Source organism: Streptomyces glaucescens (assembly GCF_000761215.1).
Classification (GTDB): domain Bacteria; phylum Actinomycetota; class Actinomycetes; order Streptomycetales; family Streptomycetaceae; genus Streptomyces; species Streptomyces glaucescens_B.
In genome coordinates this window covers 1,089,408-1,106,945 of sequence record NZ_CP009438.1, presented here as the reverse complement: position 1 = coordinate 1,106,945, position 17,538 = coordinate 1,089,408, and the positions used below count along the sequence as shown (strand labels likewise).

14 protein-coding genes are annotated in these 17,538 nt (G+C 76.6%); 2 read left to right on the top strand and 12 right to left on the bottom strand.

Annotated features, from left to right (window positions below; translation table 11 throughout):
- Positions 1-129: 129 nt before the first annotated feature.
- From SGLAU_RS04675 to SGLAU_RS04630, 10 genes are all read right to left on the bottom strand, one after another.
- The gene (locus tag SGLAU_RS04675) at positions 130-1,179 is read right to left on the bottom strand and encodes a glycosyltransferase family 9 protein (RefSeq protein WP_043498593.1); all 1,050 of its coding nucleotides are present in this window, start codon (positions 1,177-1,179) and stop codon (positions 130-132) included.
- Positions 1,176-2,597 (bottom strand): D-glycero-beta-D-manno-heptose 1-phosphate adenylyltransferase, encoded by a 1,422-nt coding sequence (gene rfaE2, locus SGLAU_RS04670; protein ID WP_043498592.1) that lies wholly within the window; start codon positions 2,595-2,597, stop codon positions 1,176-1,178. Before rfaE2 ends, SGLAU_RS04675 begins: the two co-directional genes overlap by 4 nt.
- A complete protein-coding gene (locus tag SGLAU_RS04665; protein WP_043506289.1) occupies positions 2,594-3,223 on the bottom strand; it encodes an SIS domain-containing protein in 630 nt (209 codons plus the stop codon). Before SGLAU_RS04665 ends, rfaE2 begins: the two co-directional genes overlap by 4 nt.
- A gap of 137 nt (positions 3,224-3,360) precedes the next feature.
- Positions 3,361-4,629 (bottom strand): glycosyltransferase, encoded by a 1,269-nt coding sequence (locus SGLAU_RS04660; RefSeq protein WP_052413627.1) that lies wholly within the window; start codon positions 4,627-4,629, stop codon positions 3,361-3,363.
- Entirely contained in the window at positions 4,626-5,591 is a 966-nt protein-coding gene (locus SGLAU_RS04655; protein WP_043498591.1) for a glycosyltransferase, read from the bottom strand. Before SGLAU_RS04655 ends, SGLAU_RS04660 begins: the two co-directional genes overlap by 4 nt.
- Positions 5,588-6,706: a glycosyltransferase family 9 protein gene (locus SGLAU_RS04650; protein WP_078957601.1), complete on the bottom strand. Its 1,119-nt coding sequence runs from the start codon at positions 6,704-6,706 to the stop codon at positions 5,588-5,590. Before SGLAU_RS04650 ends, SGLAU_RS04655 begins: the two co-directional genes overlap by 4 nt.
- Positions 6,703-7,653 carry an HAD-IIIA family hydrolase gene (locus SGLAU_RS36920; RefSeq protein WP_078957600.1) on the bottom strand — a complete coding sequence of 317 codons (951 nt, stop codon included), beginning with the start codon at positions 7,651-7,653 and terminating at the stop codon, positions 6,703-6,705. Before SGLAU_RS36920 ends, SGLAU_RS04650 begins: the two co-directional genes overlap by 4 nt.
- A complete protein-coding gene (locus SGLAU_RS04640) occupies positions 7,650-8,738 on the bottom strand; it encodes a glycosyltransferase family 2 protein (protein ID WP_052413626.1) in 1,089 nt (362 codons plus the stop codon). Before SGLAU_RS04640 ends, SGLAU_RS36920 begins: the two co-directional genes overlap by 4 nt.
- A complete protein-coding gene (locus SGLAU_RS04635) occupies positions 8,735-10,399 on the bottom strand; it encodes a carbamoyltransferase (RefSeq protein ID WP_043498589.1) in 1,665 nt (554 codons plus the stop codon). Before SGLAU_RS04635 ends, SGLAU_RS04640 begins: the two co-directional genes overlap by 4 nt.
- A 71-nt stretch (positions 10,400-10,470) precedes the next feature.
- The gene (locus tag SGLAU_RS04630) at positions 10,471-11,433 is read right to left on the bottom strand and encodes an NAD-dependent epimerase/dehydratase family protein (RefSeq protein WP_043506283.1); all 963 of its coding nucleotides are present in this window, start codon (positions 11,431-11,433) and stop codon (positions 10,471-10,473) included.
- Positions 11,434-12,024: 591 nt separating this feature from the next.
- Here SGLAU_RS04630 and SGLAU_RS04625 point away from each other — a divergent pair.
- On the top strand, positions 12,025-13,251 hold the full coding sequence (locus SGLAU_RS04625; RefSeq protein ID WP_043498587.1) for a polysaccharide pyruvyl transferase family protein: 1,227 nt from the start codon (positions 12,025-12,027) through the stop codon (positions 13,249-13,251).
- A gap of 71 nt (positions 13,252-13,322) precedes the next feature.
- Positions 13,323-14,783, top strand: coding sequence for an FAD-dependent oxidoreductase (locus SGLAU_RS04620; protein WP_043498584.1), 1,461 nt, complete (start codon positions 13,323-13,325; stop codon positions 14,781-14,783).
- Positions 14,784-15,350: 567 nt separating this feature from the next.
- On the opposite strand, the gene SGLAU_RS04610 is transcribed toward SGLAU_RS04620, so the two are convergent.
- Together SGLAU_RS04610 and SGLAU_RS32790 are read right to left on the bottom strand one after the other, a co-directional pair.
- Positions 15,351-15,836 carry a DUF1360 domain-containing protein gene (locus SGLAU_RS04610; protein ID WP_043498580.1) on the bottom strand — a complete coding sequence of 162 codons (486 nt, stop codon included), beginning with the start codon at positions 15,834-15,836 and terminating at the stop codon, positions 15,351-15,353.
- A 71-nt stretch (positions 15,837-15,907) separates the two neighbouring features.
- Positions 15,908-17,476, bottom strand: a complete 1,569-nt coding sequence (locus SGLAU_RS32790) for a flavin-containing monooxygenase (RefSeq protein ID WP_159072765.1) — start codon at positions 17,474-17,476, stop codon at positions 15,908-15,910.
- Between the last annotated feature and the right edge of the window lie 62 nt (positions 17,477-17,538).

Genomic DNA, 17,538 nt, shown 5'->3' with positions numbered 1-17,538 from the left:
CCCGCCCAGGCCCCCGGGTGCCCTCGCGGGGGCGCGCGTAACGCGGGCGTACGGGTGAGGCGGGAGGGACCTCGCAGGCGGCGCCCGGTGACTGCCCCTGGCCGCGGACACCCCCGTCGCGGCGTCGGGTCAGCGGGCGGCCGGGGCTCCCGCCGGCGGACGGCCGGCGGGAGCGGGTCCGGCCGGCCGGGGGGCGGGGCCCATGAGGTCGTACACCGCCGTCAGCACCTCCTCCACCGTGATCCGCAGCAACCGCTCGTCCGGGGTCCGGCCGTGGGCGTCGCCGGGACGGGCGGACGGGTCGGCGCTGGGGTGCCACAGGACGCGGTGGCGGGGGCCGGGCGGGGGACCCCACAGGCGGGGGGCGACCGGGCCGAACAGGACGACGGACGGGGTGCCCAGGGCCGTGGCAAGATGGGCCAGGCCCGTGTCGCCGACCACCACGCAGCGGGCGCCCGCGACGAGTGCCGCCAGCCGGTCGAACGGGACGTCGGCGGTGCCGCCCAGCACGGACCCGGCGGGCAGCCCGGCCCGCTCCGCCACCTGCCCGGCCAGGGCGTCCTCACCCGCGCCCGCGGTCACCACCACCCGGTGACCGGCCGCGCGCAGGTCCCGGGCGACGGCCGCGAAGCGCTCCTGCGGCCAGCGGCGGGCGGCGGCGTCCGCGCCCGGGTGGACCACGACCGCGCCGGGCGCGGGGGAGGGCGTGGCGGGCGCCGGGACCGACAGGTCGGCGGGGTCGGCGGGGACGCCGTACCAGGTGAGCAGCCGGCACCAGCGCTCCCGTTCGTGCTCGTCCTCCCGCCACACCGGGCCCGAGGCGCCGGGCGCGGAGGGGTGCGCGTAGGCGAACAGCCGGCGCGGGCGCAGCCGCTGGAGCAGCAGACGGCTCGGCGGGCCGTTGCCGTGCAGGTCCACGGCGAGGTCCGGGCGCTCACCCGGCCACGCGAGGGCGGCGGGTACGGCCCGGCCCGGCGCCTCGGCGGGCAGCAGCCGGTCCACCACACCGGTCGCCGCGACCGCGCCGGCCAGCCGCCCGGGGGCGGCCAGCACGAGTTCGTGACCGGGCAGGTGGCGGCGGAGCGCCTTGAGGGCGGGGACCGCGGTCAGCAGGTCGCCGAGGCCGAGCGCGCGCAGCACCAGTGCGCTCGGCCGGGCCGTGCGGGGCTCCCGGCTCACGCCGCCGGCCCGCCGGGCTTCAGCGGGACGGCGGCCCGCGCGGCCCGCCGGGCCAGCATCGTCGTCGAGCGGCCGTCCAGGTACGGCAGGACCACCGCCTGCCCGCCCCACGCGCGCAGCGTCTCCGCCTCGGGCAGCTCCTGCACGGAGTAGTCGCCGCCCTTCACCCACACGTCGGGCCGCAGCCGGGACAGCAGCTCCTGCGGGGTGGCCTCGTCGAACACCGCGACGGCGTCGACGCTGCCGAGCGCCTGGAGGACCCTCGCCCGGTCCGCCACCGGGTTGATCGGACGGCCGGGGCCCTTCAGACGGGCCACGGAGGCGTCCGAGTTGAGGCACACGATGAGGCAGTCGCCGATCCGCCGGGCGCTCTCCAGCAGCCCGACGTGCCCGGCGTGCAGCAGGTCGAAGCAGCCGCCGGTGGCCACGACGGTGCCGCCGCGCGCCCGGACCCGCTCGGCCACGGCGAACGGGTCCGTGGCGGGGGCCTGCCGGGAGGGCGGGTCGGGTTCGGTGCGCCACAGCGCCGGGTTGCCGGCGCCGCCCGCCGCCACGAACGCGGCGGCCTCGGCGACCGCCCGCTGCAGCGCCTCCTCGGGCAGCGCCCCGTCGGCGAGCGCCGCGGCTGCCGTCGCGGCGAAGCAGTCACCCGCGCCGCACGGATCACCGCCGGCCCGGTACGGGGCCGGGACCAGCATCGGGGTTCCCCCGGCCGGGCGGGTCAGCAGCACCCCGCGCTCGCCGAGCGTCACCGCGACCCCGGCCGCCTGCCAGCGGTCCGCGAGCCACGACCCGCGCTCGGCGTACGCGCGCAGCGACTCGCCCTCGCCGGGGCACAGGCCGCGCGCCTCGGCCGCGTTCGGTGTGACGAGCCGGGCCCCGGGCACCGGCGGGTCGCCCTTCGGGTGCGGGTCCCACACCAGCGGGGTGCGCGGGACGACCGCCTCCAGATGCCGCCGTACGGCCCGCGCGGTGTGCCGCCCGTAGTCGGCCACCAGCACGGCGTGCGCCTCGGCCAGCGCCTTGCGCACCGCCTCGTCGGGCTCCCCGGGTTCGGGCTGTCCCGGTTCGCCGCCGCCCCGGTCGATGCGGACCAGCGGCCGGCCGCCGGCCAGCACCCGGGTCTTCACGGGGAGGCTGCCGCGCAGCGGAATCTCGACCAGCCGCACCCGGCCGCGCAGCTGCCGCCGTACGGCCTCGCTGGCGGCGTCGTCGCCGAGCGCGGTCACCAGGACGACCTCCCGCCCGCCGCGGGCGGCCAGCGCGGCGGCCAGGCCGGCCCCGCCGGGGTGGCGCCGGTCGTCGGTGACGTCCACGACGGGCGCGGGCGCGTCCGGGGCCAGCCGGGTGGCGACGCCCTCGACGTCCTCGTCGAGCAGCACGTCCCCCACGACCACCAGCCGTCGCGGCCCCGTCACGACACCCTCCCGGTGACGGTGGCCCGCTCCCGGACGGCGGCCTCGGTGCCGAGCGCCGCGTCGAAGCCCGCGCAAAGCAGGTGCACGGCGACCAGATGGGCCTCCTGCACGGTGGCCGTGGAGTCCGCGTCGACGCACAGTGCCTCGTGCGCGGCCTCGGCCAGCGGGTTCGGGGCGGGCCCGGTCAGGGCCCAGACCCGCAGGCCGGCGCGGCGGCCCGCGACGGCGGCGCCGATCAGGTTGGCGCTGCGGCCGGAGGTGGACAGCAGCACCAGCACGTCACCGGGGCGGCCGTGGGCGGCGACCTGCCGGGCGTAGACCTGGTCGAAGCCGTAGTCGTTGCCGATGGCGGTGAGGCTGGAGGTCTCCGCGTGCAGGGAGATCGCGGAGAACGCGGGCCGCTCCTGCCGGTAGCGGCCGACCAGTTCGGCGGTCAGGTGCTGGGCCTGGGCGGCGCTGCCGCCGTTGCCCGCGGCGAGCAGCCGGCCGCCGGCGGGCAGGACGGCGGCGAGCCGGCCGCCCCAGTCGGTGAGCCGGCCGAGGCCGTCGGTGCGCAGCCGGACGAGGGCCTGCTCGAGGGACCGGCAGTGCAGGCGGGCGGCGGCGAGTGCGGGGGATTCGCTCATGCTGGTCGGGCCCACCGCCTCGGGACGACGGCGGCGGAACCCGCACCTCCTTCGAACGTCGGTGCTCGCGGCGGTGACGGGCGGGCGGCCGGTGCTCCCTCGGAGCCCGTGCGGCCGGTGCTTCCTCGGGCGCTCGCTCAGACCACCTCCGTCACGGCCGTCGCGGCCTCCAGGACGGCGCAGTACGCCGCCTCGGTCTCGGCGGCGACCCTGGCCCAGGTGTAGCGGCGCAGCACCCGGCGGCGGCCGGCCGCGCCGCACGCCGTCCGGGTCGCCGGGCGGCCGAGGAGATCGGCGACCGCCCGGGCCAGCGCCCGCGGGTCGCGCGGCGGCACCAGGCGGCCGGTGCCGGGGTCGGCGACGGTGTCGAGCTGGCCGCCGACCGCGCTGGCCACCACGGGGACGCCGCAGGCCATCGCCTCCAGCGGCACGATGCCGAACGGCTCGTAGTCCGCCGGGCACAGCACCACGTCGGAGCCGCGCAGCAGGGCCGGAACCTGCCGGCTGGGCACTCCGCCGGTGAACCGGACCCGGTCGGCGACCCCGGCCCGGCGGGCGATCTCCCGCAGCCGCCGTACCTCCGGGTCGTCGTCGAGCCGGTGTGCGGGCGGGCCGCCGGCCACGACGAGTTCGGTGTCGGGCAGCAGCGCCAGTGCGGCGATGGACACCGCGGCGCCCTTGCGCGGCACCAGCCGCCCGAGCTGGAGCAGCCGGTAGGGGTACGGGCCGCGCGGGGCGGCCGGGCCCTGCGGGGTGAACAGCTCGGTGTCGACCCCGCAGGGGACCACGCTCACCTTGTCGGAGCGCACGCCCATCCGGGCCAGTTCGGCGACCTCGTCCCGGCAGGTGGCGATCACCCGGTCGCAGCCCAGGCCCACCTCGGTCTCCAGCGCGACGCGCTGCGGCGGGCTGGTGTCGGCGAGCTGCTGGTGGCGGCGCTTGACCGTGCCGAGCGCGTGATAGGTGTGCAGCAGCGGCAGGTCGAGGGCGCGCACGGCGTGCAGCGCGGCGAGGCCGGACATCCAGAAGTGGGAGTGGACCAGGTCGGGCGGCCGGGACCGCCAGACCCGGACGAGCTGCCGGCCGAACTCATCCATGTGGGGGAGGAGTTCGTCCTTGGGCAGCGGCTCGGGCGGCCCGGCGGGCACGTGGTGCACCTCGACGCCGTCCCGCAGCGGCACCCGGTCGGGCAGCTCCCGGCCGTCCCGGCGGGTGTGCACGGTCACCCGGTGCCCGCGGTCGGCGAGTGCCCCCGCGAGCGCGGCGACGTGCACGTTCTGCCCGCCGGCGTCCACCCCGCCGAGCGTGGCGAGCGGGCTGGCGTGCTCGGAGACCAGCGCGATGTCGAGGGAGCCGGGGCCCCCGGCGTCCGGTGCGGCGGTCAGGGAACCGGCCGTTGCCGTCATGAGCGCACCTCCGTCAGCACGCGCTCCCAGTCGTCGAGGAAGCGCTTGAGCCCGTACCGTCCGAGCGCCGCCTGGCGGGCCCGTGCCCCGTCCTCGGCCGCCGCTTCGGGCTCCGCGAGATACCGGCGGGCGGCCTCGGCCAGCACCTCGGGGCGGGTGGACAGCACGCCCGCGCCGGGCGGGACGGCCTCGACGGCCTCCGTGGTGGCCAGCGCGACCACCGGCATGCCCAGGTGCATGGCCTCCAGCAAGGACAGCCCGAGGGAGGTCCAGCGCACCGGGTGCGCGTAGAGCCGCCGCTCGGCCATCGCCGCGTGCAGCTCGTCCTGCGGCAGGTCCCGGGTGCGGCAGCGTTCCTCGGGCAGTCCGAGGTGGGCGGCGAGTCCTTCGGTGCGCATGCCGAAGACGTCCAGCGGCGCGGCCCCGGCCAGGGCGGGCAGCAGGTCGGTGCCGGTGTACCGGCCGCGCCGCACGGGCTCGTTGACGACGACCGCCGCGCGGGCGAGCCGGCCCGTGTAGCGGTGGCCGGGGTCGACGATGCCGTGCTCGATCACCTCGGTGCGGGTGGTGCCGTTGTCCCAGAAGAGGCGGTTGAAGTGGGTGACGTGGACGAGGGTCAGGTCGTCGCGGCCGGCGAACGGGTGCCGGGTGTCCGGTACGTCGCCGTCCGGGGCGTTGTGCTCCAGGTAGACGGCGGGTACGTCGCGGCCGGGGCGCCGGCCGCCGAGCCAGCGTTCGGCCAGCTCCATCTCGTGCGGGCGCTGGAGGACGACCAGGTCGACCTCCGCCTCGCGCAGCTCGCCGGGGGACACCTCGCGGACGGACGCGGGCCAGGAGAAGGTGCGGGCGCGGCCGCGTCCGTCCGGGCCGCGGCCGGGGAGCAGGGGGACCAGGTAGGTGTGCGGGCCCTGGACGAACGCCGTCGTCCAGGATCCGTGCACGTGCCACAGGAGGATGTTCACCGGGCCACTCCTTGCTCGTTCGCCCCTTTTGTCACATTTGTCTGATGAGCCGTCTTTCTTGTCTCCGTCAAGTTATTCATCCCGACCGGTCGGTCGGTCGTACGGCCGCCGCCCAGCTCGGCCACCGCGGCCAGCACCTCGGCGTCCCCGATCCCGTCCAGGCACGGGTGTCCCGGCGTGGGACAGCGGCGCGCCCGCGTCCCCGCGCAGGCCGCCCGCTGATCACCCAGGAGCACGAACGGCACCCCGTACGGCCGCCACCGCTCGGCCGGCACCACCGGGGCGAACAGCGACACCACCGGAGTGCCGACCGCCGCGGCCAGATGCGCCGGACCGGTGTTCCCGGTCACCGCCACCCGCGCCCCGGCCAGCACCCCCGCCAGCTGCCGCAGATCCGTGGCCCCGCCCAGATCCAGCGCGTGCCGCCCCGCCACCCGCGCGGTCAGCTCCCGCTCCCCGCGCCCCCCGGTGACCACCACCCGGTGCCCCTCCGCGGCCAGCGCCGCCACCGCCCGCGCCGCCCGCTGCGCACTCCACGCCCGGGCCGGTACGGCGGCGCCCGGATGCAGCACCACGTACGGCTCGTCGCCGGTGAGCCGCGTGGTGTCCGGCGGCGGCGTCACCCGCAGCGCCCCGTCGTCACCCGGCGGCAGCGCGAACCCGGCGTCCCGCGCCAGATCCAGCGCGGCCAGCGCCTCGTGCCGGTGCGGTCGCCGGTGGTGGCGCAGATCGAGCAGCGCGCCCGGATAGTCCTCGCTGTCCGCCGCCGTCCAGCCCACTCCCGCCAGCTTCAGCAGCAGCGCCGCGGGCAGCGGGCTCTGGTGGTACGACACCAGGATCAGCGCCCGGTCGAAGCGGCGCTCCGCCAGCTCCCCGAGCAGCCGCCGCGTCGCCTCCCGCGACACCGCCGCCGGCTCCAGACCCACCCAGGGGGCGTCGTGCACCAGCACCTCGTCCACGCCCGGCAGCATCCGCGCGGCCTGCTCGCCCTGCGGTCCGCAGAGCAGCGCGGTGTACGCCGACCCGGCGGCCACCGCCCGCACGGCCGGCCCCGCGAGCAGCACGTCACCGGCGCTGTCGAGACGCACCACGAGGGTCCGGGGAGCGGCGCTCATGAGGCGGCCGCCGTCCGTACGGCGATGACGGAGCCGTCCGGCCCCCGCGTCCGCCGCTCCTCGTCCGGCCCGTGCGTCCGCCGCTCCTCGTCCGGCCCGTGCGTCCGCCGCTCCTCGCTCGGTCCGCGCCCCCGCCGGTCCGCCTCCGCCCACGCCGACCCCGGCCGCCGCGGGTCCGGGCCCGCCTGCGGCCGCTCCGCCTCCGGCCTCCCCCCGCGCCGCTCGGAATCCGTCCGCCGCGTCCGGCGCTCCGCCTCCGGCCGTTCAAGCCCCGCCCACCCCCGTTCCGCGCCCGGCCCCGGCCGCTCCGTCTCCGGGCCCGCCGCCGGCCGTTCCGGCCCCGATCCCGGCCACCGCGGATCCGGGCCCAGCACCAGCCGTACCGCCGCCAGCAGGTCCGGTGCCGTCTCCGCGGCCCCGGCCGTCTCCTCCGGACGGGTCACCGGCGTCGGCACGAGCACCCCCCGGGCGCCCGCCGCACGGGCCGCCGCCACATCGGCACCGATGTCACCGATCACCACGCTGCGGGACGGGTCCACGCCGAGCCGGGCACACGCGGCCAGGACCAGGCCCGGTGCGGGCTTGCGGCAGGCGCAGCCGTCGTCCGGACCGTGCGGGCACACCGCCCACACCGCGAACGGGCCGAGCAGTTCCTCCACCCGGCGCTGGACCGCCTCGACCCGGGCCCGGGTCAGCAGCCCGCGCGCCACCCCGGACTGGTTGCTCACCACCCCGACCGCGATCCCGCGTGAGCGCACCGCGTCCACCGCCGCGCGCGCCGTGCGCATCGGCCGCACCCGGGCCGGGTCGCCGTTGTACGGCACATCGGCGACCAGTGTGCCGTCCCGGTCGAACAGGACGGCCGCCGGCAGGCCGTCGCCGGGAGCGCGGGCGGGGTCACGGGCGGACGCCAAAGCTCCCGTGAAGATCCACGGCTGGGTGGTCATGGGCCCACCCGTTCCGGCTCCGGCTCCGGCCGCACCCCCGGCGGGCCGCCGGTCCCCGGCACCTCGAACGGCGGCGCCCCCCGGTGGACGACCTGCCCGCGCAGCCAGTGCCAGACGGCGGCGGGCGGGATCGCGAGACTGGTGAGTGCCATGGTGACGACCTCGTCCCGGGTCCGCGGCCCCGGCCGGATCCGGGCCAGCGCGAACTCCGCCGTCCCCGCCAGCCACAGCGCCCCGCACGCCAGGGCGCCCCGCGGCCGGCCCAGCGCCGCGCAGGACAGCGCGGCCACCGCGGCCCCGGTCACCGCCGCGTGCGCGGGCAGCCGCCCGCGCGGCGCGCCCGCCCGCCGCCACCAGCCACGGCCGTGCAGCCGGGTCATCAGGACGTCGTCCGCGTTGCCCGCCTGCAGCCGTACCGAGATCCACCGGCCGGCGGGCCGCACCGGATGGGTCGTGGTCCTCGACCCCTCGGCCACCGACCAGCCCGCCGCCGTCACCCGCAGCGCCAGGTCCGCGTCCTCCCGGAAGGCCCGCCGGAACCGCTCGTCGAAGCCGCCCGCCGCCTCCAGCGCCGTACGCCGGTACGCCATGTCGGCCGTGATCCAGCGGGCACGCGCCAGCCCGGCGGTGTTGCGCTCCCAGTCGGTGGGGCGCCGGCCGCCGGGCAGCGGCACCTCGATCCGCGCCGTCACCGCCGCGGTGCCGGCCGTCGCGGCGGCCAGGTCCCGGGCCAGGTCGGCGGCCCAGGTGGGGCCGGGCACCACGTCGTCGTCCAGGAAGACGATCCACGGCACCGCGCCGGCCGCGCGCCACCCGGCGTTGCGGGCGGCGGCGGGCCCCCGGCCGCCGCCCGCGACGACCGTGGTGCGCGCCCGCAGCGGCTGCGGCACCCGCGCGAGGAGCGGCCCGCCGGTGACCCGGCGCCGGTCGTCGACGAGCACCAGCCGTTGCGGGGGCGGCCCGTCGGCGGCGGCCAGGGCACGCAGGCACACGCCCAGACCGGGGCGGCCGAGCGTCGGGACCACGACGGCGTACGCCGTCCGCGCGCCGGGCGCGTCCGGCTGCCGCGCCCCGTACGCGCTCATCGGAGCCGCCCGTCGCCGGCGGCGCGGAAGAAGTCGCCGCGCCGGATCGCGTACGGGCCGATGGCGAGCAGGTCCACGGGGGAGGAGCCGAAGCACTCGAGCGCGTCGCGCGGGTCGTCGACCATGGGCCGGCCCGCCGTGTTCAGGCTGGTGTTGACCACCACCGGAAGCCCCGTCAGCTGCTCGAACTCGCGCAGCATCCGCGCCACCAGCGGCTCCCGGACCGGGTCGACGGTCTGGATGCGGGCCGTGCCGTCCACGTGCACCACGGCCGGGATGCGGTCCTTCCAGGACTCGGCCACCTCGTGCACGAACAGCATGTACGGGCTGGGCAGCGGCCCGTCGAAGATCCCGGCGGCCCGGTCGGCCAGCACCATCGGCGCCACCGGCCGGAACTGCTCACGGCCCTTCACGTCGTTCAGTCGCTCCAGATTGCCCGCGTGCCCCGGATGGGCGAGCAGCGAACGATGGCCGAGCGCCCGCGGACCGTACTCCGAACGCCCCTGGAACCAGGCGACGATGCCGTTGTCCGCGAGGGTGCGCGCCACCGTCCCGGCGATGTCCGGCGGACGCTCGAACGGCACGGCCGCCGTCTTCAGCCACGCCCCCAGCTCGGCGTCCGTCCAGTCCCGGCCCAGGTCCGCGCCGGTCATCGGTTCCGGGGAGTCCCCCTCCCCGGCGGCCAGCAGCAGCGCGCCGCCCAGCGCGGTGCCCGCGTCACCGGCCGCGGGCTGCACCCACACCCGGGAGAACGGGCCCTCGCGGGCGATCCGCGAGTTGGCGACGCAGTTCAGGGCGACGCCGCCGGCCAGCGTGAGCACGCTGTGCCCCGTCCTGCCGTGCAGCCAGCGCACCAGGTCGAGCAGGGTCTCCTCCAGCACCGCCTGGGCGCTCGCCGCCACGTCCGCGTGCTCCTGCGTCCAGGGCTCCTCGGCGCCCCGCGGCGGACAGAACTCGTGCCAGGGCACGCCGGTGGCGTGGAAGCCGCCGTCACCGGTCGGGTACACGTGGCGGCGCAGCTCCTGGAGCATCCGCGGGGTGCCGTGCGAGGCCAGGGCCATCACCTTGAACTCGTCCGAGGAGCGCAGGAAGCCCAGATGCCCGGTCAGCTCCTCGTAGACCAGCCCGAGCGAGTGCGGCAGCTCCTGCGCGTGCAGCGGCTCCAGCTTGTCCCCGACCCGGCGTGCGGCCAGGTGCGAGGCACGCTCCCCGCGGCCGTCCAGGACGAGCACCGAGGAGTCCTCGGCGCCGTCCGCGCAGTACGCGGCGGACGCGGCGTGCGCCATGTGGTGCGGCACGAACCGCACGATCTCCGGGTCCAGCCCGGGCAGCGCGGTCCTCAGGAAGCCCGGCGCCTCCCGGGCGTACGTCTGCCGCAGGTGGTCCCAGGGGTCGTCCAGGCCCATCTCGCCGGCCGGCCGGGCGAGGGCCGGATCGTAGGAGTAGGCGACGGCGTCCAGGTCCTGCGGGCGCAGGCCGGCCCGCCGCAGGCACCACGCGGCGGCCTTCTCCGGCAGCTCCCAGGCGGAAAACGGCACCGGTCGCTTGCCGTGCTTGCGGCGGGAGAACCGCTCCTCCTCGGCGGCGGCGACGGTATGGCCGTCGATCACCAGCGCGGCGGCGGGGTCGTGGAACAGGGCGTTGATTCCGAGGATGCGCATGGATGGTCCTGGCCTTTCGGCGGGAGGGAGCGGTCGGCTGTGCGCGAGGGCCGGCCGGGACGGCGGCCCGGTCAGCGGTCCGCGCCGGAGCGGAACCAGGCGATCGTGCGGCGCAGCCCTTCCTCGGCGTCCACCTGCGGGTCCCAGCCGAGCTTGTCGCGGGCCAGGGTGATGTCCGGGCAGCGCACGGCCGGGTCGTCGGTGGGCCGCTCGATGAACCGGATCTCCGAGTCCGACCCGGCCAGCCGGATCACCAGCCGGGCCAGTTCCAGCATGGTGATCTCGCCGGGGTTGCCGATGTTCACCGGGCCGCGCAGCCCGTGCGCCGCCGCGGCGAGGATGCCGCGCACCGTGTCGTCGACGTAGCACAGCGACCGGGTCTGCCGGCCGTCTCCGGTGACGGTGAGCGGCTCTCCGGCGAGGGCCTGCCGGACGAAGGTCGGCACCGCCCGGCCGTCGTGGCCGCGCATCCGCGGGCCGTACGTGTTGAACAGCCGCACGATGCAGGTGTCGGTGCCCTCGCTGTCCGCGTGGGCGGTGGTCAGCGCCTCGGCGAAGCGTTTGGCCTCGTCGTAGACACTGCGCGGGCCGACCGGGTTCACATGGCCCCAGTACCGCTCGTCCTGCGGGTTCTGCTGCGGGTCGCCGTACACCTCGGACGTCGACGCCAGGACGAACCGGGCGTCCGCGCGGTGCGCCAGCTCCAGGGCGTGCCGGGTGCCCAGGCTGCCGGCCTCCATGGTGTGCAGCGGCAGCCGCAGGTAGTCGGTGGGGGAGGCGGGGGAGGCGAAGTGGAGCATCAGGTCCGGCGGCCGGTCCACGGGGATGCCCTGCGCGACGTCGGCCCGCACCAGGGTGAACCCCGGCCGGTCGAGCAGCGGCGTCACGTTCTCCGGCCGTCCGGTGCTGAAGTCGTCCACACAGGTGACCGCGGTGCCGGACGCCAGCAGGGCGGCGCACAGGTGCGAGCCGACGAAGCCGGCGCCGCCGGTGACGACGGCGTGCTGCCAGGTCCGGGCGGAAGGGGTGTTCATCCAGGCCTCCTCGGCTGGGGTGACGGCGAACCGGGCTCCGGCGCCGGAGGCGGCGGGCGACCGCGGCGCACCGGCCCACGGCCGTGCCCCGCGACGCCCGGTGAACCACCGGTGCACCCGATCAGCCTCCGTCGTCGCGGCGGCCCAGGCTCGGTGGTGTACGGCATCGGAGTGACACACGCGGGGTGACGGCGCCCGCTGCACCCGTCCGGCGCGACCGGCGCCGAGGTCGCCGGCGCGGGGCGCGCGCCGGGTCGTCAGCCGTCGGACCGCCCCTGGCGGAGAGCGGCCGCGGAAGGGGAGCCGCTTGCGATGGTGACCTGCCGGGTCCCGTGGAAGGATGGGCGCGGAGTCGGCCGCCGGGCGGCCCCGGGGCGGGCCCCGGCCGCGGGGGCCGGTGGTGACGGGCTCCACCGCGACGCCAGGTCGCGGTTGCCGTGCCCATGACCCTCGACTTTCCCGAACGGCGTGCGACGGCGTGCCGTCCGCCGCCCCCTCGGACCCGGTGCCCGGCAGGGGTGTCCCCCCGCCCGCGGCGGCAACCCGGGCCCGCGCCCGCGGCAGCGACCCGCCACGGAACAGGAGTGCCGGATGACCACGACCGCACAGCCGCCCCGCCCCATCCAGGTGAGCCCGCGTATCGGCCTGCTCGGTTCGTACGGTGGCTTCAACCTGGGCGACGAGGCCATCCTCACCTGCATGCTGCGCTGCCTGCGCACCCACCGCCCGCAGGCCCGGCTCGTCGCCCTCAGCCGCAACGCCGAGCACACCCGCGCCAACCACCCCGCCCTCGACGAGGTGGTCGACTGGGAGGGAGTCCCGCAGCGGCGGCTGCTCGACGTGCTGTCCCGGCTGGACCTGCTCGTCCTCGGCGGCGGCGGCATCCTCTACGACGGCGAGGCCCGCCGCTATCTGCGCCTGGTCGCCGCGGCCCAGGCCCGCGGCGTGCGCACCTTCGCCTACGCCATCGGCGCCGGCCCGCTGCGCGAGACGGAGGACCGGGAGGCGGTGCGCACCGTGCTGGCCGGCATGGCGGAGGTCGTGGTGCGCGACGAGGAGTCGCACCTGGTCCTGGAGGAGGCCGGGCTGGACCGCGACGTCGTCGTCACCGCCGATCCCGCGCTGCTGCTGCCGCCGGAGCCGTTCACCGACCGGATGATGCGCCAGGAGGGCATCCCGGCCGAGGCGCACCGGCTGGTCGGCATGTCGGTGCGGGAGCCGGGCCGGGCCGCCGAGAAACTCGACGAGGGCGACTACCACGCGCTCCTCGCGGACGTCGCCGACTTCCTGGTGCGGCGGCTGGACGCCCACGTCGTCTTCGTGCCGATGGAACGCCAGGACGTGCACCACGCCCACGGCGTGCTCTCCCGGATGACCGCCCCGGACCGGGGCCGGATCCTGCACAGCGTCTACAGCCCCGGCCAGGTCCTCGGCTTCATGGCCCACCTCGACCTCGTCGTCGGCATGCGCCTGCACTTCCTGATCTTCGCCGCCCTGTCCGGGCTGCCCGTCCTGCCGCTGCCGTACTCCGGCAAGGTCTTCGACTTCGCCCGCCGCCTCGGCGCCCCGGCCCTGGTCGGGGTCGCCCGCGAGCAGGCGGGGCTGCTGCTCGCGGAGGTGGACCGGCTCTGGGACGAGTTCCCGCAGCGACGCGGAGACTTCGAGGAGCGGGTACGGCGGCTGCGGGGCCGGGCCGGGGAGACCTGTACCCGCCTGGGCGCGGTGCTCGACTCCCTCGACACGGTGTCCCCGGGCGCCGCGGACGCCGTCCAGCCCGGCCTGCACCTGCTGACGCCGGGGGCCGGAACCGCGACCTGACCCCACGGCCGGACCGACCGCCCTGCCGGACGCCGGGCCGCAGCGGACCCACCTGCCGACGGGAAGAAGCGATGCCGATCCTGGAACCACCCGCACAGCCCCGGACCCTCACCGTGCCGGCCCGCCCGGCCCGCGACGGGGGCCGCACGGACGTCCTGGTCGTCGGCGGGGGACCGGCCGGCACGGCCGCCGCCTGCGCGGCGGCGGAGGCGGGCGCTCAGGTCGTCCTCGTGGAGCGCTACGGCTTCCTGGGCGGCAACGCCACCGCGGCCCTGGTCATGCCGCTGATGTCGTTCCACAACGAGCGCAAGCAGGCGGTGTTCACCGAACCGGGCGAGCTGGGCGACCAGTTGCTGCCCACCGACCACGGCGAGGGCGAGGCGGTGGTCGCCGGTTTCCTGTGGCAGCTGCTGGACCGGCTGAACGCGCGCGGCGGCTGCGTCAAGCCGTCCCTGAAGACCGGCTACACCGTGCCGTTCGACCCGGAGATCTACAAGCTGGTCCTCCTGGACCTGCTGGACGACGCCGGGGTGCGCCTGCTGTTCCACTCCTTCGCCTCCACCGCGCTGCCCCTGGACGACGGGTGGCGGGTGGTGTTCGAGACCAAGTCGGGGCCGGTGGTGATCGACGCGGACGTCGTCGTGGACGGCACCGGCGACGGCGACGTGGCCACCGCCTGCGGGGCGCCGTACGAGATCGGCCGCCCGAAGGACGGGCTGGTCCAGCCGATGACGCTGATGTTCCGGGTCGTCGACTTCCTGCGCCCGCGGTTCGCCGAGTACGTCCGGGAGCACCCCGACCAGTGGAAGGGCGTGCACGGGCTGTGGGACCTGGTCGAGGAGGCCACGCGGGCGGGGGAGCTGGCGCTGCCGCGGGAGGACGTCCTCTTCTTCGGCACGCCGCACGCGGGTGAGGTGAGCGTCAACAGCACCCGGGTCACCGGGGCGCTCGGCGTCGACGTGTGGGACCTGACCCGCGCCGAGTACACCGCACGCCGCCAGCTGGAGCAGATCGAGCGGTTCCTGCGCACCCGCGTGCCCGGCTTCGAGGAGTCGTACGTCGTGCAGAGCGGCACCCAGATCGGAGTCCGGGAGACCCGCCGGGTCCTGGGCGACTACCACCTGACCGGCCACGACATCATGGAGGCCCGCTCCTTCCCGGACGTCGTGGCGCACGGCGCGTACCCGGTCGACATCCACAACCCGAAGGGGTCCGGGACCATCCTGATGCGGGTCCCGCAGGGCCGCTTCTACGACATCCCGCTGCGCTGCCTGCTGCCCCGCGGCACCGAGCGCCTCCTCGTCGCGGGCCGCTGCATCTCCGGCTCGCACGTGGCGCACTCCTCCTACCGGGTGATGCCCATCGCCATGGCGACCGGCCAGGCCGCGGGTGTCTGCGCCGCGCTCGCCGTGCGCTCCGGCCGCACCCCGCGGGAGGTGCCCGCCGAACACGTCCAGGACGAACTGCTCCGCCAGGGCGCGCGGTTGAGGCTGGGCGGCGGCACGGCGCCGAAGGCGGCGCAGCCGCGCTGAGCCGGCCCGGCGCGGCTCGCCGTCGGGTCACTCGTCGCCGTCCCGGCACCGCACGTCCACCGGCGCGCCGGCGCACCGGGGCGCAGCCGAGGCGTCGCCGCCGAAGTCGGCGCCCCGCACCCGCCCGCCGGCCGTCGCGGTGCTCCGGAGCGCGTGGGTCCGCGTCGCGGGCCACCGGTCGTCCCAGGCCTGGTCGCCGCTGCCTGGTCGCCGCTGCGCGGGCGCCGGTGACCGGCCCGGCAACGGTGATCCCGGCCCGGGTGCCGGGGCCGTCCAGGAGGTGGCCCGGTATGCCGGGCCCGGCGTGCCCTCGGGCCGGGCGGCCGGCCCGCCCGGGCGCCACGGGGCCGGCCGTAGCTCCCTCGCGGTGTCGTGGGCGACCGGCGTTCCGCCCGGCCGCCACCCGTTCGCCGGTGTGGCGGCCGGGTGGGCGGCGCGCGCCCTCGACGGCCGCCGTGCCGCGCCCGCCCGGCGCGGCACCGGACGGGCACGTGGGCACTCCCGCCTCGGCCGGCCCCTGCGGGCGGCCGGACCACCGGGGGCCGGCCGCGCCCGGTGGTGGTCCGGTCAGCCTTCGACGGCCTCCCGGGTCCCGGTCCAGGCGTACTGCAGCCAGTCCGCCAGGGTCACGGCGCTCAGCCCCGCGCAGACGAGCCGGGCGGGGCGCGGTGCCCACGCGTAGTAGCCGGTGAGGCCGGCGGCCACCCAGGCGGACGCGCAGAAGGGGCACGTCAGGAGGCCGCCGACCGCCTGCCGGGCCGTACCGCCGCGGGGCACGTCCGACACCTCGCTGCCCCCGCCCTCGCCGGCGCGGCGGGTGAACGGCGCCCGCAGGAAGCTGGTCACCTTGTCCCGGGTGAGCAGACGGGCCGCCCTGAAGGTCGCCGTGCCCAGGAGCACCACGTCCCACGGCGGCACCCGTTCCGGAACCCTTCGTCCCAGACGCCGGAACACCAGCGCGTACGTCGCCGCGCTCGCCGCGAACACACTCGCCACACCGGCGTAGCCCGCCAGGGGTACCTCGCCCTGCTCGTCGTAGCGCTCTTCGTCCACCGTGACGGCACCTTTCCCTCGAGACCTCGTGGTCCGCCCCGAGTGCCCGGTGGTGGTGGCCGCGACACGTCTCAGTAGACGGGATCCGCCTTCATCAGGCCCAGCCTGATCAGCACCCGCGAGACCGCGCTGACCGCCGTGGTCAGGGCGATCTGGGCGGGGGTGAAGGCGGGCGGCAGGCTCATCACCGTCCTGCGCGCGGTCCTGCGGTCGCTGTGCGGTCCGGACAGCCGGTACACGTGCGGTGTCTGCGAGCCGCACCACAGCCGGAGCGCCAGCCGCGGATCGAGGAGGAGGGACGGGCGCCACGGGGAGCAGCCGATCACCTTCGCGAAATCGATCATGTAGTGGTTGTAGTGGACCAGGGTCCGCAGGTCGGGGTTGCCGTGGAAGACCTCGTTCTCGTAGGCGGCCTGCCGCTCGATGAGCCCCTGGAGCCGGACCCGGTCCGGCAGCTTCTTCTTGCCGCTGCACAGCAGGGCGAAGTAGCGGCTCTGCATCTCGGAGCAGGCCGGGACACCGCCGGCGGCGGGCCGCGCCCACCCGATGAAGACCACGCCGGTGCCCAGCTCCGGGTGGATCATGTGCTTGTACAGCCGCCGGACGTCAGTGACGTCGACGTCCTTGAGGATGCTGAAGTCCTCGGTGTAGCCCGTGTTCAGCATGACCGTGTCGATGGTCTCCCGGCGGCCGCTCCTGAACACCACGTAGTCCTTGCCGAGCCGCTGGATGCCCGAGGCGTCGACCGTCAGCGTGCCGTCCACGATCCGGTGGACGAACGCGTCGTTCTTGGTCAGGAAGTGGTGGAAGAAGTCCGGGTTGTTCGCGTTCCACGCGGCCACCGCACGGGCGGCGGCCGTCTTCCCCCGGGTCCTGTTGCGCTTCATGCCGAGGTGCATGAGCGGTCCGGCGGCGGCCAGCGGCACCGAGTGCAGCAGGTGGGAGGTGTAGGCGTCGTTCGTGAACGGGCGGTCCCCTGGGTACCGCTCGACGATGGGCTGGTAGCGGCGCACGGACAGCGTGCAGCTCGCCGCCACCTGGGCGATCTCGTTCACGACGTCCGCGGCCGTCTCGCCGATGCCCACGCACAGGACGCGCTTGCCGCGGAACCGGTCGGCGTTGCGGTAGTGCGCCGAGTGCACGATCTCGCCCGCGAACTCCTCCTGGCCGGGCAGGTCGATGTAGTTGGGGACCCGGTGGGTTCCGGTCGAGATGACCACCGCGTCGAACTGGTGGGCCGCCCGGCCCTCCGGGTCGTCCACCGGCGCGACCTCGACGGTGTAGCCGCCGCTGTCGTTGCGGGACACGCTCAGCACGTCGGTGCGGTACCGGATGGCCGGCCCCAGACCGAACTTCTCCGCGAAGTCGAGCAGGTACTGCCGGTACTCGCCGGCGGACCAGTAGCGCCGGTCCTGCCCCTGCGGCGGGGGGAAGCTGGAGAAGGTCATCATGTAGTTGGAGATGGTCAGCATCGTGGAGTCGTAGGCACCGGCCTCGTCGGCCCCGACCTCCGCCCGGAACACCCCGCCGAGTTCGGCGCTGTGCTCGAAGCAGGTCACGGAGTGACCTTCGTCCAGGAGTTCCTTGATCGCCACCAGGCCCGATGGACCCGCGCCTATGACGCAGACACTCTTCCTCATGCTCACCTCTCGACTCCAGAAGTTCTCGCGGACGGCTCTGTGGGCAGCAATGTCTTCGTGTC

Coding starts and splice junctions, on each gene's coding strand:
- SGLAU_RS36920 (WP_078957600.1), bottom strand. CDS start 7,653: ATGACCACCCAGCCGTGGATCTTCACGGGAGCTTTGGCGTCCGCCCGT.
- SGLAU_RS04665 (WP_043506289.1), bottom strand. CDS start 3,223: ATGAGCGAATCCCCCGCACTCGCCGCCGCCCGCCTGCACTGCCGGTCC.
- SGLAU_RS04630 (WP_043506283.1), bottom strand. CDS start 11,433: ATGAACACCCCTTCCGCCCGGACCTGGCAGCACGCCGTCGTCACCGGC.
- SGLAU_RS04625 (WP_043498587.1), top strand. CDS start 12,025: ATGACCACGACCGCACAGCCGCCCCGCCCCATCCAGGTGAGCCCGCGT.
- SGLAU_RS04660 (WP_052413627.1), bottom strand. CDS start 4,629: ATGACGGCAACGGCCGGTTCCCTGACCGCCGCACCGGACGCCGGGGGC.
- SGLAU_RS04620 (WP_043498584.1), top strand. CDS start 13,323: ATGCCGATCCTGGAACCACCCGCACAGCCCCGGACCCTCACCGTGCCG.
- SGLAU_RS04650 (WP_078957601.1), bottom strand. CDS start 6,706: ATGAGCGCCGCTCCCCGGACCCTCGTGGTGCGTCTCGACAGCGCCGGT.
- SGLAU_RS32790 (WP_159072765.1), bottom strand. CDS start 17,476: ATGAGGAAGAGTGTCTGCGTCATAGGCGCGGGTCCATCGGGCCTGGTG.
- SGLAU_RS04635 (WP_043498589.1), bottom strand. CDS start 10,399: ATGCGCATCCTCGGAATCAACGCCCTGTTCCACGACCCCGCCGCCGCG.
- SGLAU_RS04640 (WP_052413626.1), bottom strand. CDS start 8,738: ATGAGCGCGTACGGGGCGCGGCAGCCGGACGCGCCCGGCGCGCGGACG.